We start from the raw sequence: 15,232 nt of genomic DNA, 5'->3' as shown, positions 1-15,232 counted from the left end.
ACAAACACCGGACGAAACCTCCATTCCGTCCGCCGACGCTGCAGGACTGTGACTCAGTCGGAAAGGAACCGCAACCTTTCGAAGAGTCTTCCAAAGCGCTTTGGCTTCTCCAATCACGCCACTGAATCGATCGGGAGTCAAGGGGGTGAAGAGGCTAATCGATTTAATTCCCGCCATACAGGAGCAAATAAGTGCGCTGCAGCATGCTTTTTTGGCGGTGCAGCAGTAAATTTTGCTTCAAACGGTCAGAAACGGTGCTTATGGTCTGCACACTAGGCAGCGCTTTCCCGGCCGATCGGCAATCCATGGTTAAAAGCGCTTTGAGGCTTGGAGGCCTCCTGTGAACCTCAAACAGCTCTCCCACATGCTGGCGCTTTCGCAGACAACGGTAAGCCGCGCGCTGAATGGCTACCCCGAAGTCAACGAGGAAACGCGCCGGCGGGTGATCGACGCCGCCAAGCGCCACGGCTACCGCCCCAACCCAAGCGCGCGCCGGCTGGCGACCGGCAAGACCGGGATGATCGGCTATGTCCTGCCGACCGGGACGACTGTCGACATCGACCCGCATTTTGTCGAATTCCTGTCCGGCCTCGGCGACTACGCCCGTTCGCACGAGCTCGACCTGGTGCTGTCGCCGGCCGATGCCGACGACCAGGAGACGACCTACCGGCGTATCGTCGCCAACAGGCAGGTCGATGCCGTCTACATCTCCTCGCCGCGGCCGGCCGACCGGCGGGTGGCACTTGTCAGCACGCTCGGCATCCCCTTCATCGTACATGGCCGCAGCGAAGGGTTGGATTTCGATTACCCCTTCACCGACATCGACAATGAGGGCGCCTTCCACGAAGCGGCCCGGCTGCTCATCCAGCTCGGTCACCGGCGGCTGGCGCTGATCAACGGCGACAACCGCGAGACCTTCGCCATCCACCGCGAGCGTGGCGTGCGCCGGGCGCTGGCGGCGAGCAGTCTGGTGCTTGGCGAAGGCCATGTCTGTTCCCTGGCCATGACCGAGGAGAACGGCTACCGCGCCGCCAGACGGTTGCTCGAGCGCAGCGATGCGCCGACCGCGATCGCCTGCTCCAGCCTGATCATGGCGCTCGGCGTCGTGCGTGCGGTGCGCGATCTCGGCCTGACCATACCGGGCGACCTGTCGCTGATCGCCCATGACGACGTCTTCCCCTGGCTGAAGCCGGAGAATTTTTCCGTGCCCTTGTCGACGACGCGTTCGTCGATCCGCCTGGCCGGCGCGCGCATCGCCGAGCGTCTGGCGGCACGGATTTCCGGGCTGGAGGAGGGGGCTCGCGGCGAAGTCTGGCCGGTCGACCTGGTGATCAGGGGATCGGTGGCGGGAGCTCGGACCTGACCGAAAAAACGTCCGCCCGCTATTCCTTCGCCGCCTCGGCCGCCCTGGCGTCCAACAGCCCGTAGCCGAAATCATTGTCTCGCCCCTCGGGGCCAAGATCCCTGGCCGTGGCGGCCAGCGCCTTCTCGACCCAGTCGGCAGAGCGGTCAGGCGCCGCATGCAACAGATTGGCGATGGCGCCTGTCACGATCGCCGCCGCAAACGAGGTGCCGGTGACCACATCCGAGCCGGCGCCGCTCGGCGCCACCATCTCGACGCCGGGGGCGGAGAGGAAGACGTAGGCACCGCGATTGGCCTGCTGCATCAGCCCGTCCTTGGCATCGGTGGCTGTCACCGCGATGACGTCGTCGAAGGCGGCCGGGTAGCCATAGGGCGCCTTCGGCCCGTTATTCCCGGCGGCGGCGACCAGCACGATGCCCAAGGCGCGAGCATTGCGGCAGGCGACGCCGAGCAGGTCGTTCTTCGGGCCGACGAAGCTCATATTGATGATGCGGACATCTTGGCTTGCCGCCCAGTCGAGCGCCGCAAGGATGACGTCCATGCTCGACTTGCCGCCCTCGAAGGCGCGGGCGTGATAGATCCTGGCGCCCGGCGCCATGCCTTTGAGCGCGCCGACGCCGGCGATCAGGCCGTCGATCGAGGTGCCGTGGTCACGCGCCTCGATCGTCACGTCGGGCATGGCGTCGAGCTGATCGGCGATGACGCCGGAGAGCGCCGGATTGGTGTCGTCGATGGCGGTGTCGATGACGGCGACGCGTACATTCTCGCCGCTGGCCTCTTTCGAATCGAGGGCGATGCGTTCGAAGGCATAGTTGACGATAGCGGCCGCCTGCTGCAGCGAGAAGATATGGTTGGGCTCGCGCCGCGTGGTGCGGCCGTCGGCGGCAAGCTGCGCCAGCACGACGCCGACCGGGCGGCCATCGGGAATGCCGTAGCGCACCAGCGTGGTGCCGAGCAACTGGGACAGGCGCTGCGAGCGCACCTCGAGGCCGAAGGAGGCGGCGATCTGCTGGACGGCGTCGCCGTCCACCGTCACCAGCACCTCGTCGGGCACGAAATCACCGACGACGGCGCGCGGCGGCTCGGTCGCGACGAGATCGGAGGGCGAAACGATCGGACCGCCTGGGGCTGCGGCCTGTATCGCTGCCGCATCGGCAGGCGAAGCCGGCGGCGGCAGCGCATCGCTGGCCGGATCGCGGCGCGGATCGGGCGTCGGCAACGGAGCCGGGCCGCCGCCGACCGGATTGGGGAACAGGTCGACGATCAGCGAGGGAAGAAAGACCCCTGTCGCGGCGGAATCCGCGCCAGTCCCTTCGCCGCTGCCATCCTTCGGGTCGTCTTCGGCACAGTCGGCCGCCGCCGTCGCCCGATTGAGGCAGTCGATTTCCGAATCGGTGCGGTTCGAATCATTGCTCTGCGCCAAGGCAGGCGCGGCCCCGAAAGTCATCGCCGCCACAAGGAGCGCCGCAAATCCAACGATCGCCCTGGAGCGCTTTGCGTAATGGTGGAACCAAAACCGCGCTCCAAGCCTCTGTTTTAACGCATTTTGTCGGACGCCAAACGAAGATTTTTGGCTGCAAAATGCTTTAGCCGCCATCGACCGGTTTCCTTCCCTCAACCACAGCTTCCGCGAATGGCTGGGCGGCAATAAGGCCGAGCACCTTTTCATAATCGGCGGCGGTCGTGGCAGGGATGCCAAGGCGGAAGACGCCTTCAGCGGTCGGCCCGCCGGCGATCTTCAACTGGTTTTCGCCGAGAAAGACGGCAATGTCGGCCATCTTCGCATCCGGCTTGAACTTCACAAGCGCGAACGGCATTCTCGCCAGATCGCCCTGCTGGCCGGCAACCTCGAAATCGCTGCCCATGCCGCCGGGCTGCTCAAACGACTGCACCACGACCAGCGCCAGCAGAGCGGCGGCCGCGGCCCAAGCGACGCCGGCGGGCACCGCCATGAAGCGACCCCACGCCTGCGCCAGCCAGGACGATGCCGCCGGTGCGCGCGCAGGGCCGGCCTCGGCGTCTAGCGCCCGGGCGAAGCGGCCGAGCGCATCGGCCGGCGGGCGGATCGCCTCATTGGCGGCAGCGGTGCCGGAGAACTCGGCTTCGGCCTCGCCGAGCGCGGCAAGCGCTGCCGGGTCGGAGGCCAGCCATTCCTCGATGGCTTCGAGTTCCGCACCTTCCAGCGAGCCGTTCAGATAGAACGGCAGCAGCGTCTCCATTTCGTCGCGGCGCGACATCTTTTCAGCGGCGCTCATGGCCACCCCCTGTCGTAACCGGCGGCCTTGAGGGCCTCGCCGAGTTTCTTGCGGGCGTAGAACATCCTGGTCTTGACCGTCGCGACCGGAATGCCGAGCACCTCGCCGATCTCGGTCACCGACTGTCCGTGGTAATAGGCAAGGTCGATCACCGTTCGGTGTTCTTGCGGCAAGGCATCGACGAAGCGCCGCAAGGCGGCGCCCTTGTCTTCCTTCATGGTGACGACTTCCGGCGTGTCGGCGCTGTCCGGGACCTGCGCCGCGTCATCGTCGTCGATCCAGTCTTCCTTTTTCTTGCGCAGCGACGACAGCGCCTTGAAGCGGGCGATCCCGAGCAGCCATGTCGAGACTTCCGAGCGCCCCTCGAAGCCGGGCGCCTGGCGCCAGAGTTCGAGAAACACCTCGTTCGCGATATCGTCGGCCATCATTTCCGATCCCGTCTGGCGGACCACGAAGCGGTAGACCCGCGCGTGGTGGCGCATGAACAGGAGCCGCACGGCGGCACGGTCGCCCTTCGCGACCCGGCTGACAAGCGCGCGATCGGTCTCCGTCGCTGCCGTCATGGCCGGTCGAGCCGCCTGGCTCTTGTCTGCTCTGTCGCCGATCGGCCCAAAAAGGTTCACCGCTTTCCGCCCGGAATTTTCTGAAAGCTAACCGAAGAGCGGCAGCGTTGCCAGAGGGGCTTCTTCCCTTCTCCCCTTGTTGTGGGAGAAGGGAAAGCGCTCCCTCAGCTGAGGAACGGCTTGGCCTTCATCGTTGCCGGCACCGGTACACCAAGGCGTTTCAGCACGGTCGGCGCAAGCTGCAACTGGTCGAGCAGCGTCTCGGCTTCCGGCCCTTTGCCAGGCCCAAAATAATAGAGCGCAAAATCCTGCATCTCGTCGTCATGGCCGCCATGATGGCCGCGATTGGTCTGGCCATGATCGGCGGTGACGATCACCTCGTAGCCGGCCTCCCGCCAGCGCGGCAGGAAGGCGGCGAGCATGCCGTCCATCGCATAGACGGCATGGTCCATCTCATGGCAGTCATGACCGAAGCGGTGGCCCATCGAGTCCAGCGTGCAGGTGTGCAGGATGCCGTAGTCGATGCCGTGGCGCTTGGTCAGCATGGTCAGCGTCGCGAACAGGTCTACGTCGCTCGGCGTCATCTGGTTCCTGGCATTGTAGCCGGTCATGGTGTGGAAACGGCCATGCGTGATCGGCCCGCCCGGCTCGTCGAACTCCATGTCCTCGACCAGATCGAACGGATAGGCGCGGAAGAATTCGGACCAGTAGGAATGGGTGACCGCGCCGGTCTTGCCACCGGCCTTGCTGACTTCGGAGAAGATGTCCGGATGCTCGACGCGAAACCGGTTTTCGTTGGACAATATGCCGTGCACCTGCGGCGCCACGCCGGTGTGGATCGAGGCATAGCAGCAGGCCGAGGTCGACGGCAGCACGGACCGCATCTTCCAGACACGCGCCTCGCCCGATAACACCCAGCCTTCGAGATTGCCCATCAGCCGGCGCCAGTTGCGATAAGGCACGCCGTCGAGGATGATGAGCAATAGTTTTGTATCGAGCGCCACCGCGGTGTCTAATTCCCCGCGCTGGCCATGCGCCGTCCCTTGATCGCCTTTTCCAGCCAGCCGATCTCCATTTCGGGGACCGAGGACAAGAGAAGGTCGGTGTAGGCGTCGAAGGGCGGCGTCAGCACCTGGCTCTTCGCGCCATAGCGCACCACCTCGCCGCGATACATCACCGCGATCGAATCGGCGATCGACTTCACCGTCGCGAGATCGTGGGTGATGAACAGATAGGCGACGTTCTCCTCCTTCTGCAGCTCGAGCAGCAGCTTCAGGATGCCGTGGGCCACCAGCGGGTCGAGCGCCGAGGTGACCTCGTCGCAGATGATCAGCTTCGGCTTGGCGGCGAGCGAACGGGCGATGCAGACGCGCTGCTTCTGGCCGCCGGAAAGTTCGGCCGGGTAGCGGTCGATGAAACCCTTGCCCATCTCGATCTTGTCGAGCAGTTCGGCGACGCGGGCGTCGCGTTGCCTGCCGCGCAGCCCGAAATAGAATTCGAGCGGCCGGCCTATGATGGTACCGACGGTCTGGCGTGGGTTCATCGCCACGTCGGCCATCTGGTAGATCATCTGCAACTGGCGCAGATCCTCTTTCGGCCGGTCGGCAAGCCGGTTGGCGAGCGGCCGTCCATCGAAGGTGACGGTGCCCTCTTCGGGCGGCAGTAGGCCGGTGACGGCGCGCGCCAGCGTCGACTTGCCCGAACCGGACTCGCCGACGACCGCCAGCGTCTGGCCCGGGTAGATATCGACCGAGACGTTCTTCAGCACCTTGATATGGCTGCGGCCATAGGCGGCGGTGATGTTCTTGACCGACAGGAACGGACTGGTGCCGGGCTTCTGCTCCTGGTGCTCGATCTCATGCACCGACACCAGCGCATTGGTGTATTCCTGGCGCGGTTCCTTGATGATCTGGCGGGTGCCGCCCCATTCAACCAGCCGGCCATGACGCAGCACCATGATCTCGTCCGACACCTGGGCGACGACGGCAAGGTCGTGGGTGATGTAGAGCGCCGCGACATGGGTGTCGCGGATGGCGTCCTTGATCGCCGCCAGCACGTCAATCTGCGTCGTCACGTCGAGTGCCGTGGTCGGCTCGTCGAAGACGATCAGGTCGGGTTCCGAGCACAGCGCCATCGCCGTCATCACGCGCTGCAGCTGGCCGCCCGACACCTGGTGCGGAAAGCGCTCGCCGATGCTTTCGGGGTTCGGCAGGCTGAGCTTCTTGAACAGCGCGACCGCACGTTTCTCGGCCTCAGCCCGTGTCGCCGTACCGTGCAGCAGCGTCGCCTCGACCACCTGGTCCATCAGTCTGTGCGCCGGATTGAAAGCCGCTGCCGCCGATTGCGCGACATAGCAGACCTCGCGGCCGCGCAATTTGCGAAAACCCTCCTTGCCGCTCTTGAGGATGTCGCGGCCGTTGAGGATGACCTCGCCGCCGGTGATGCGGACGCCGCCGCGGCCATAGCCCATCGCCGACAGGCCGATGGTCGACTTGCCGGCACCGGACTCGCCGATCAGGCCGAGCACCTTGCCCTTCTCGAGCGTCAGCGAAACGTCATGGACCAGCACGATGTTCTTGGGCGGCTCGCCCGGCGGGAACACCGTGGCCTCGATGCGCAGATTGCGGATATCGAGCAGCACGGACTTTGGTCGCTGGTCAGCCATTACCCGCGCCCTCCCTTGAGGCTCGTCGTACGGTTGAGCACCCAGTCGGCGACCAGGTTGACGGAAATCGCCAGCATGGCGATCGCCGCAGCAGGGATGAGCGCCGCCGCGATGCCGAAGACGATGCCGTCCTTGTTTTCCTTGACCATGCCGCCCCAGTCTGCACTAGGCGGCTGCACGCCGAGGCCGAGGAACGACAGCGTCGACAGGAACAGCACCGCATAGATGAAGCGCAGGCCGAGTTCCGAGACCAGCGGCGACAACGCATTTGGCAGGATCTCGCGGAAGATGATCCACACGCTGCCCTCGCCGCGCAGCTTGGCCGCCTCGACGAAATCCATGACGTTGATGTCGACGGCGACCGCGCGCGACAGGCGATAGACGCGCGTCGAATCGAGAATACCCATCACCAGGATCAGCGTCACCAGATTGGACGGCAGCACCGAGAGCACGACGAGGCCCATGATCAGCGTCGGGATCGACATCAGGAGATCGACAAGACGCGACATAAGCGTGTCGAACCAGCCGCCGAAAACCGCAGCCGAGAAACCGAGGATGGCACCAAGCGAGAAGGATAGCGCGGTGGCCAGCACCGCGATGAACAGGGTGATACGGGCACCGTAGATCATGCGCGAAAGAAGGTCGCGGCCCAGATTGTCGGTGCCCAGCCAGTGCGCCGCCGACATCGGCCCCCAGACATCGCCGACGATCTCGCCATTGCCGAATGGCGCGATCCACGGTGCGAAGATCGCCGCCAGCACGAACAATGCCGTCAGCACCAGGCCGATCAGCGCGGGGATGGGGATGCGTTTTATGTCGAGCATGCCCGCTCCCTATTTCGGGTGTCTGAGGCGCGGATTGGCGATAATCGCCGCTATGTCCGCAATGATGTTCAGGCTGATGTATACGGCGGCGAAGATCAGGCCGACCGCCTGCACCACCGGCACATCGCGCTTGGTGACGTGATCGACGAGATACTGCCCCATGCCCGGATAGACGAAGATCACCTCGACCACGACGACGCCGACGATCAGGTAGGCGAGGTTGAGCATGACGACGTTGATGATCGGCGCGATCGCATTGGGAAAGGCGTGCCTGCGAATGACGGCGAATGCCGAAAGCCCCTTGAGCTCCGCAGTCTCGACATAGGCCGACTGCATGACGTTTAGGATCGCGGCGCGCGTCATGCGCATCATGTGGGCGAGCACCACAAGTGTCAGTGCCGCCGCCGGCAGCATGATCGCCTGCATGCGCTCGCCGATAGGCATTCCGTCATAGACCGTCGAGATGCCGGGGAAGATCTGGTACTTCACGGCAAAGAAATAGACGAGCACGTAGCCGATGAAGAACTCGGGAAACGACGTCGAGGCGAGCGCCAGTCCGGAGATCAGTTTGTCGACCCAGCCATTGCGGTAGCGCACTGCAATCAGGCCGAGGATGATCGCCAGCGGCACGGCCACGGCCGCCGCCCAGAAGGCGAGGAACAGCGTGTTCCACAACCGCCCCTTGATCGACGTCGCAATATCCTGTCCGCTCGACATCGCGGTGCCGAGATCGCCGGTCACGACGCCGCCGAGCCAGCGGAAATAGCGGATAAAGGCCGGGTCGTTGAGGCCGAGCTGCTCGCGCAGATTGGCAAGCGACTCCGGCGTCGCCGACTGTCCGAGGATGGCTTGCGCGACGTCGCCTGGCAGGATCTGGGTGCCGGCGAAAATCAGGACCGATACGGCCAACAGCAGGAGGATGCCCAGCGCAATGCGCTGGGCCACCAGTTTCAAGATGGGTGAGGACATATCCGCAAGGCCGGGCTCAGGCTTCGAGCCAGCACTTTGCCAGAGCGTATCCGTTCATCAGCTCCTGATGCGGATCGTCGACCCAGCCGGCGACCTTGGCACCCGTCGCGTCGATGAACTGGTTGAACATCGGCAGGATCAGGCCGCCCTCGTCGCGGACGAGCATCGCCATGTCGCGATACATCGCCTTGCGCTTGTCGTTGTCGAGCTCGGCGCGCGCCGCCAGCACCATCTTGTCGAAATCCGGACGCAGGAAACGCGTGTCGTTCCAGTCCGCCGTCGACAGATAGGCGGTCGAATACATCTGGTCCTGCGTCGAGCGGCCGCCCCAGTAGGAAGCGGAGAAGGGCTGCTTGTTCCAGACTTCCGACCAGTAGCCGTCGCCCGGTTCGCGCTTGACCTCCAGAGTGATGCCGGCCTTGGCAGCGCTCTGCTGGAAGAGCTGCGCGGCATCGACGGCGCCGGGGAAGGCGACATCCGATGTCCTGAGCAGGATGGCGCCGTCATGGCCGGACTTCTTGTAGTGGAACTTGGCCTTGTCGGGATCGTAGGTACGCTGCTCGATGTCATCGGAAAACAGCGGATAGGCCGAGTTGATCGGGAAGTCGTTGCCGAGCGAGCCGTAACCTCTGAGGATCTTGTCGAGCATCTCCTCGCGGTTGATCGCCAGCTTCAGCGCCGTACGCAGATCGTTGTTGTCGAACGGCGCCGTGTTGCAATGCATGATGAAGACATAGTGGCCGGGGCCGGCATGGTTGCGGATGGTGACGCCGGGCAGGCGCTTGATCAGATCGACGATCTTCGGCTCGACGCGGTTGATCATGTTGACCTGGCCGCCCTGCAGGGCCGACGTGCGCGCCGTGGCGTCGTTGATGACGATGATCTCGATCTGGTCGGCGTGGCCCATCTTGTCGGCCTGCCAGTAATTGGCAAACCGCTCGCCGCCATGGCGGACGCCGGGCTCGTTGGTGGTGATCTTGTAAGGCCCGGCCGAGATGCCGGCATCGGCCCCGTCCTTGCCGCCATTGGGCTGGACGATCAAATGGTAGTCGCTGAGCAGATAGGGCAGGTCGGCATTGGGTTCCTTCAGCGTCAGCACCACTTCCTTGCCGCTGGCCTTGATGCTCTCTATGCCCTTCATGTAGCCGAGCGCGCCGGACTTCGACTTCTCGTCCGAATGGCGTTCGAGCGTGGCTGCCACGTCCTCGGCGGTCACCATCTTGCCGTTGTGGAATTCGACGCCGTCGCGGATCTTCAGCGTCCACACCTTGGCGTCGTCAGACGAGCCGATCTCCTCGGCGATGCGGTTCTCGAGATTGCCCTCCGGGGAAAGCTCGACGATCAGTTCGCCCCACATCTTGCCGAAGGCGAACGGTACCTGGGTCATGAACAGGGCCGGATCGAGGCTGTTGGTGGACTCGCCGCCGACCAGGCCGGCCTTCAGTATACCGCCCTTGACCGGACCAGCGGCGCGCGCCGCACTTGAAAGCAGCGAGTTGGCGAAGGTTGCGGTGACGCCGAGCGCTGCCGCCCGGCCGAGAAAATCACGACGGCTGAGTTTGCCGGAAGCGACGCGGCGGCTGAGAAATTCCAGTTCGTTTGACATGTTGAGTTCCTCACTCTGTTGGTTCGACCTTGTGGCCGTTCTTCTCGTTTCTTGTGAGGAGAATAATGACCGCAAGGGAAAGCCGTAAGCAAGGCCGAATGCGACATGCCGTGGCGTAAATCGTACGTCGCAATTGGACCAATTCCCATAAGCGCTCAAAGCAGCGCGCGCGGGATTATCTCCTCGAAATTGCGCTCGAAAACTAGGTTTTCGCCTTCATACGCCTCGATTCTGGCGCTAACCATGAAGTTTTCCGCGTCGGACCGCATTTCGGCTGACGTTTCGGTGCGCACCGACCATCCATTTCGCGACAGCGTTTGCGTCCAGTGCGTCTTGCCCGACGCTGACAGCGGACTGTCAGGATGGATCGCCCATGTCTCGCGGGCGATGCTGCCATTGGCGAGGCCATGCTCCAGATCGCGCACCTCGCCAAAATCGTCGATGATGGAAAGCGTGATCTTCCCGGTCTTTTCGTCGCGATCGACGTGGCGCTCGGAGTTGGCGGCGCGGATCGTTTCGGTTGCCCAAGGCGCGGCTGCCTCGGGCATGGGGAACGTGACTTCGTCGCCTTGTGCCAGCGGGCGCAGCGGCAGCTTCAGCGTCGCTGCCGACAGCTCGAGCCGAACCGGTCCCGGCGATGGCCAGATCGTCGGCCAGTAGGCGTTCGAAACGGCAATGCGCAGGCGGTGTCCGGCCGGCACGCGATAAGCGCATTGGTCGAGCACGACCCGGGTGGTGACGGTTTCGCCCGGCACAAGCGCCTGCGGGAATTCGTGCGAGTTGCGGTGCGTCAGGTTGAGCACGCCGTAGGAGATCAGCTCCGACGCGCCGTCGGGGTGCACATCGCAGAGCCGGACCGCGATGTTCGCTTGAGGCCGGTCCGACGAAACCCTGACCAGCACTTCCGGCGCGCCGACGATGTCGATCGCCTCGGTTAGCACCGGCTGGTCGAAACACACCGATAGTGTATCGTCGGGGCGCTGATCGCCCGGCAGCTCCGGGCCGAAAGTGAAGGGAAAATATTCGCCGCCGGCAAGGCCGCAGCTTTGCGGCGAAGCGACGATCGCCGGCTTGCCGCCTTCAGGGATCAGCTCGATCACTTGCGTCTCGATGTTGGGCGACGGCCAGGCGTTTTCCGCGACCCAGCGGCCCGGCCGCTCCGGATACCAGCGCGCGGGACGGACGCTGTCCATCACATATGCGCGGTAGGCCGGGTCAGCCTCGACGCCGGTGTCGATGCCCTTCAGCCAGCGATCCCACCAGCGCAGGGCTTCCTGCAGGAAACCGATGGCGGGCTTGGGTGCGGCGTAATGCGGGTATTTGTGAATCCACGGACCGACGATGCCCTTGACCGGGGCCTCGATATTGCTGACGAGGTGGGAAATGGTGTTGCGATAGCCATCATGCCAGCCGCCGATCGACAGCACGGCGGCTTGGATGGTGGAATAGTCCTCGCAGATCGAGCCGCGCTTCCAGTAGGCGTCGCGATGCTGGTGCTTGAGCCACAGCGGCGCCAGGAAAGGCTGGTTCTCCAGCCGGCTCAGCCACAAATCGCGCCAGCGGTTGTCGCCGGCCAGCAGCGGATCCGGCGGTCGCGATGAGTAGGAAAGCATGGTCGAGGCCCAGCCGAAATTCTCGACCAGCAGGCAGCCGCCCTTGTAGTGGATGTCGTCGGCATAGCGGTCGACGGTCGAGCACAGGCTGATCACCGCCTTCAGCGCCGGCGGCTGCATCGCCGCAACCTGCAGGCAATTGAAGCCACCCCAGGAGATGCCCATCATGCCGACATTGCCGTTGCACCAGGGCTGCGCCGCCGCCCAGGCGATGACGTCGCAGGCGTCCTGCAATTCCTGCTCGGAATATTCGTCGTCCATCAGCCCTTCGGAATCGCCGTTGCCGCGCATGTCGACTCGGATCGAGGCATAGCCGTGGCCGGCGAAATACGGATGCGTCAGCTGATCGCGAAAGATCGTGCCGTCGCGCTTGCGGTAGGGCAAATGTTCGAGGATGACCGGCACCGGATCGTCGCCGGCGTCCTCCGGCATCCACACCCGCGCCGACAGCCGGCAGCCGTCCGGCATGACGATGCCCATATCAGGGAATTCGACGACCTTGCGGGGAAATTCGGTGACGGTTTTCATGGCGGGCATAACGCGCCGCGCTGACGCGACTTTCAATCGCTATTCGCGACTGGAGCAGCAGAATATGCGACCTGTCGTGCACCTTATGGTCAGCGCAGTTCGTCCAGCAGTTCGGGATGTTTTTCCAACAGCGTCATCAACTGGATCGTCGGGCCGCTTGGCTCGATCAAGCCTCGTTCGTATTTGTCGAAGGCGTTCTCACCGACCTTGAACAGGGATCCGGCTTCGCGCTGCGACAGTTTGAGCTTTGAGCGTACACGCCGGATAGTGGCCGGGGCAGGGACGCCGTCGATCTTTTCCTTGAGGAGGCGCCGAGCTGCATCAACGACAATCATGTCTTCTCCCAGATGTACGCCCTCGCCACCAGATGGCGGATAGTAGCCAGGCAGGTCGACGGTCACGCTCTCGCCCTTATAGTTCACGATGAACGGACGCACTCCGCGCGTCAGCATCTCTCCGTTTTCGGGCGAGATTGTGCTTGCTTTGATGGTTTCTTTCGTCACCATAGCCATTTTTCCTTGAACGACATGATCGTGAATTCGGTCACGACATCTGCCTGGAATTTCACGTAGAGGATCAGGTCACGCGCCGGGACATGATAGACGTCTTGCCAGACCCCGATGATCGGCGAATGTCGTCATCGATTTTACGAACATCTTCCGCGTCATACTGCCGACCACCTCGACCATCCCAGCGCGATCGACGCCGAGGCCAACGGCGTCGCGCAGGGCGGAGGTTGTGATTGCCAGCGTATCGACAGACCCAAATAAAATGTCGCCTTGATCGCATCAAGATCGTAAGTGGGTCTGCGTTTCTCCAGCCTAATATGCCACCATAAAGGTGGCAATTCAAGGAATGTTGATCAAGGGAACTTCGGAAAACTCAATTCAGTGGAATGTCGTTCTCTGCCTTGCTTGCCTGGTAGGCGCCGGACAGTTCGTCGTAGCGGGCTGAGATTTCCCCCATGCGCGCTTCCAGCCGCTGGCGCTCGGCCTCCGGTAGGGCACGTACCATCCTGCGGATCGAAAAGCTCTTCCAATAAGCATTCTCGGCATTGTAGCCGCCGGGGTCGAGGGTGAAGACCTCCTTCAGGATTTTCAAATCATGCGGGATGGCGAAGCTATCGCGCGAATCCTCATGGCTGAACAGATAATAGAAATTGTCGAAGCCGGTCCAGGTGATCGCCGACAGGCATAGCGAGCAGGGCTCGTGCGTGGCGAGGAAGATCGCGTCCCTGGTGTCGACGCGCTCGGCCTTGGGCATTTCGTAGAAGCGCTTCAGGCAATGCACCTCGCCGTGCCAGAGCGGGTTTTCGGTCTCGTTGTTGGTTTCGGCGAGCACCAGCGAGCGGTCGTCTTTACGCAGGATCGCCGCGCCGAACAGCTTGTTGCCATGGGCCACGCCTTCAGCCGTTTTCGGCACGATGTCGTGCTCGATCACGTCGAGCAGGCGGTCGATCAGCGAAATATCGGTCATCATGCCATCCCGTCGGGGAGATAGATCTCGTAAGCGTGCGAGAAATGGCACTCCTCGAGATTGGCGCCGTCGCCGCCGCGGTCGACGACGAGAAAATCCTGGGCCTCGCCTATCGGCGTCAGCACGCCGTGCCACAGATTGCGCGGATAGTTCACGCCTTGCCCGGGCGCGGTGATGAAGGCGTGCGGCTCGCCGGGACCGTCGTTGCCATCATGGCAAACGATGACCAGGAACGGCCGTGGCGACAGCGGGATGAAGGCCTGACTGCCGAAGGGATGGCGTTCGACCATCGTCAGCTTCAGCGGGAAGGGGTAAGGCGTGCCGCGAACCATGGAGATCAGCACGCGTGCATTCGGTCCCTGTGCCTCGGCGGTGGCGAGGTCGTGGTAGCGCTCCGCCTTGCCGCCATTGATCGGGTAGTGATTGTCGCCACCCATATCGATGATGTCGCCGAATTCGGCGAAGCTCTCGCGGGTCAGCGGTTGCGCGACGATGCGGGTCATGGCGCGCCCCTCGCGACGCCGGCCCCGCCAAGCTTGGCATGGCGGTTGACGTCCTTGTAGAGCAGGTAGCGGAATTTCCCTGGACCGCCGGCATAGCAGGCCTGCGGACAGAAGGCGCGCAGCCACATATAGTCGCCGGCCTCGACCTCGACCCAGTCCTGATTGAGGCGGTAGACCGCCTTGCCTTCCAGCACATAGAGGCCATGCTCCATGACATGGGTCTCGGCGAAGGGAATGACCGCGCCCGGCTCGAGCGTGACGATGGTGACATGCATGTCGTGGCGCATGTCGGCCGGGTCGACGAAGCGCGTCGTCGCCCAGCGTCCGTCGGTGCCGGGCATGGGCGTGGGCGCGATCTCTCCCTCGTTGGTAAAGAAGGCTTGCGGAACGTCGATGCCCTCGACGGCGTCGTAGGCCTTGCGGATCCAGTGGAAGCGAACGGCAGCACCGCTCTCATTGCGAACAGTCCATCCGCTGGCCGGCGGCAGGAAAGCAAAGCCACCCGGTAGCAGGACATGCGTCTCGCCGGCAATCAAGACGGCCAACTCGCCCTCGACCACGAACAGAGCGCCCTCCGCGCCGGCATCCGGTTCCGGTCGCTCGCTGCCACCGCCTGGCGCGATTTCGACGATGTATTGCGAAAACGTCTCGGCAAACCCCGACAGCGGGCGCGACAGCACCCAGACGCGGGTCTCATTCCAGAATGGCAAGGCGCTGGTGACGATGTCCTGCATCACGCCCCGGGGAATGACGGCATAGGCCTCGGTGAAGACGGCGCGGCCGGTCAGCAACTCGCTCTGGCCGGGATGGCCGCCATGCGGCGCGTAATAGGTTCGGTCGGCCATTTTGATCATATCCATAAAGTTC

The 15,232-nt window shown here is 63.6% G+C and carries 16 protein-coding genes; 1 reads left to right on the top strand and 15 read right to left on the bottom strand.

All coding sequences use genetic code 11. The features are described from left to right. The first annotated feature begins 340 nt into the window (after positions 1-340). Positions 341-1,363, top strand: coding sequence for a substrate-binding domain-containing protein (locus tag AC0NID_RS03970; RefSeq protein WP_473451009.1), 1,023 nt, complete (start codon positions 341-343; stop codon positions 1,361-1,363). A 19-nt stretch (positions 1,364-1,382) separates the two neighbouring features. Here AC0NID_RS03970 and AC0NID_RS03965 read toward each other — a convergent pair whose 3' ends face one another. The 15 genes from AC0NID_RS03965 to AC0NID_RS03895 all read right to left on the bottom strand — a co-directional run bounded on the left by AC0NID_RS03965 (position 1,383) and on the right by AC0NID_RS03895 (position 15,225). Further along, complete coding sequence (locus AC0NID_RS03965) at positions 1,383-2,810, bottom strand: S8 family serine peptidase (protein ID WP_473451007.1); 1,428 nt, start codon at positions 2,808-2,810, stop codon at positions 1,383-1,385. A 139-nt stretch (positions 2,811-2,949) separates the two neighbouring features. Further along, a complete protein-coding gene (locus AC0NID_RS03960; protein WP_473451005.1) occupies positions 2,950-3,618 on the bottom strand; it encodes an anti-sigma factor in 669 nt (222 codons plus the stop codon). Further along, positions 3,615-4,181 carry a sigma-70 family RNA polymerase sigma factor gene (locus tag AC0NID_RS03955; RefSeq protein ID WP_473451003.1) on the bottom strand — a complete coding sequence of 189 codons (567 nt, stop codon included), beginning with the start codon at positions 4,179-4,181 and terminating at the stop codon, positions 3,615-3,617. The genes AC0NID_RS03960 and AC0NID_RS03955 overlap by 4 nt, the downstream gene beginning before the upstream one ends. Positions 4,182-4,345: 164 nt before the next feature. Beyond that, on the bottom strand, positions 4,346-5,185 hold the full coding sequence (locus AC0NID_RS03950) for an alkaline phosphatase family protein (RefSeq protein ID WP_473451001.1): 840 nt from the start codon (positions 5,183-5,185) through the stop codon (positions 4,346-4,348). A gap of 8 nt (positions 5,186-5,193) precedes the next feature. Then, the gene (locus tag AC0NID_RS03945; RefSeq protein WP_473450999.1) at positions 5,194-6,846 is read right to left on the bottom strand and encodes an ABC transporter ATP-binding protein; all 1,653 of its coding nucleotides are present in this window, start codon (positions 6,844-6,846) and stop codon (positions 5,194-5,196) included. Beyond that, a complete protein-coding gene (locus AC0NID_RS03940) occupies positions 6,846-7,670 on the bottom strand; it encodes an ABC transporter permease (RefSeq protein ID WP_473450997.1) in 825 nt (274 codons plus the stop codon). Before AC0NID_RS03940 ends, AC0NID_RS03945 begins: the two co-directional genes overlap by 1 nt. Before the next feature lie 9 nt (positions 7,671-7,679). Then, on the bottom strand, positions 7,680-8,639 hold the full coding sequence (locus AC0NID_RS03935; protein WP_473450995.1) for an ABC transporter permease: 960 nt from the start codon (positions 8,637-8,639) through the stop codon (positions 7,680-7,682). A 16-nt stretch (positions 8,640-8,655) separates the two neighbouring features. Further along, positions 8,656-10,245, bottom strand: coding sequence for an ABC transporter substrate-binding protein (locus AC0NID_RS03930; RefSeq protein ID WP_473450993.1), 1,590 nt, complete (start codon positions 10,243-10,245; stop codon positions 8,656-8,658). 155 nt (positions 10,246-10,400) lie between these two features. Next, positions 10,401-12,386 (bottom strand): CocE/NonD family hydrolase, encoded by a 1,986-nt coding sequence (locus AC0NID_RS03925; RefSeq protein WP_473451507.1) that lies wholly within the window; start codon positions 12,384-12,386, stop codon positions 10,401-10,403. Between the two features lie 89 nt (positions 12,387-12,475). Then, positions 12,476-12,892, bottom strand: coding sequence for a type II toxin-antitoxin system MqsA family antitoxin (locus tag AC0NID_RS03920; RefSeq protein ID WP_473450991.1), 417 nt, complete (start codon positions 12,890-12,892; stop codon positions 12,476-12,478). Further along, entirely contained in the window at positions 12,886-12,963 is a 78-nt protein-coding gene (locus tag AC0NID_RS03915; protein WP_474033462.1) for a hypothetical protein, read from the bottom strand. Before AC0NID_RS03915 ends, AC0NID_RS03920 begins: the two co-directional genes overlap by 7 nt. 4 nt (positions 12,964-12,967) lie before the next feature. Then, complete coding sequence (locus tag AC0NID_RS03910) at positions 12,968-13,114, bottom strand: type II toxin-antitoxin system MqsR family toxin (protein WP_473451503.1); 147 nt, start codon at positions 13,112-13,114, stop codon at positions 12,968-12,970. A 154-nt stretch (positions 13,115-13,268) separates the two neighbouring features. Further along, complete coding sequence (locus AC0NID_RS03905; RefSeq protein WP_473450989.1) at positions 13,269-13,862, bottom strand: nucleoside deaminase; 594 nt, start codon at positions 13,860-13,862, stop codon at positions 13,269-13,271. After that, positions 13,862-14,365: an ureidoglycolate lyase gene (locus AC0NID_RS03900; protein WP_473450987.1), complete on the bottom strand. Its 504-nt coding sequence runs from the start codon at positions 14,363-14,365 to the stop codon at positions 13,862-13,864. The genes AC0NID_RS03905 and AC0NID_RS03900 overlap by 1 nt, the downstream gene beginning before the upstream one ends. After that, the gene (locus AC0NID_RS03895) at positions 14,362-15,225 is read right to left on the bottom strand and encodes a bifunctional allantoicase/(S)-ureidoglycine aminohydrolase (RefSeq protein WP_473450985.1); all 864 of its coding nucleotides are present in this window, start codon (positions 15,223-15,225) and stop codon (positions 14,362-14,364) included. The genes AC0NID_RS03900 and AC0NID_RS03895 overlap by 4 nt, the downstream gene beginning before the upstream one ends. Positions 15,226-15,232: the final 7 nt, after the last annotated feature.

The sequence above is a fragment of the Mesorhizobium sp. WSM4821 genome, from assembly GCF_055901555.1.
This window is presented reverse-complemented; position numbering and strand designations above follow the sequence as displayed.

Excerpts from the sequence above, each read along its gene's own strand:
- AC0NID_RS03965 (WP_473451007.1), bottom strand. The coding sequence starts at position 2,810 with ATGACTTTCGGGGCCGCGCCTGCCTTGGCGCAGAGCAATGATTCGAAC.
- AC0NID_RS03960 (WP_473451005.1), bottom strand. The coding sequence starts at position 3,618 with ATGAGCGCCGCTGAAAAGATGTCGCGCCGCGACGAAATGGAGACGCTG.
- AC0NID_RS03955 (WP_473451003.1), bottom strand. The coding sequence starts at position 4,181 with ATGACGGCAGCGACGGAGACCGATCGCGCGCTTGTCAGCCGGGTCGCG.
- AC0NID_RS03945 (WP_473450999.1), bottom strand. The coding sequence starts at position 6,846 with ATGGCTGACCAGCGACCAAAGTCCGTGCTGCTCGATATCCGCAATCTG.
- AC0NID_RS03940 (WP_473450997.1), bottom strand. The coding sequence starts at position 7,670 with ATGCTCGACATAAAACGCATCCCCATCCCCGCGCTGATCGGCCTGGTG.
- AC0NID_RS03935 (WP_473450995.1), bottom strand. The coding sequence starts at position 8,639 with ATGTCCTCACCCATCTTGAAACTGGTGGCCCAGCGCATTGCGCTGGGC.
- AC0NID_RS03930 (WP_473450993.1), bottom strand. The coding sequence starts at position 10,245 with ATGTCAAACGAACTGGAATTTCTCAGCCGCCGCGTCGCTTCCGGCAAA.
- AC0NID_RS03925 (WP_473451507.1), bottom strand. The coding sequence starts at position 12,386 with ATGAAAACCGTCACCGAATTTCCCCGCAAGGTCGTCGAATTCCCTGAT.
- AC0NID_RS03920 (WP_473450991.1), bottom strand. The coding sequence starts at position 12,892 with ATGGTGACGAAAGAAACCATCAAAGCAAGCACAATCTCGCCCGAAAAC.
- AC0NID_RS03905 (WP_473450989.1), bottom strand. The coding sequence starts at position 13,862 with ATGACCGATATTTCGCTGATCGACCGCCTGCTCGACGTGATCGAGCAC.
- AC0NID_RS03900 (WP_473450987.1), bottom strand. The coding sequence starts at position 14,365 with ATGACCCGCATCGTCGCGCAACCGCTGACCCGCGAGAGCTTCGCCGAA.
- AC0NID_RS03895 (WP_473450985.1), bottom strand. The coding sequence starts at position 15,225 with ATGGATATGATCAAAATGGCCGACCGAACCTATTACGCGCCGCATGGC.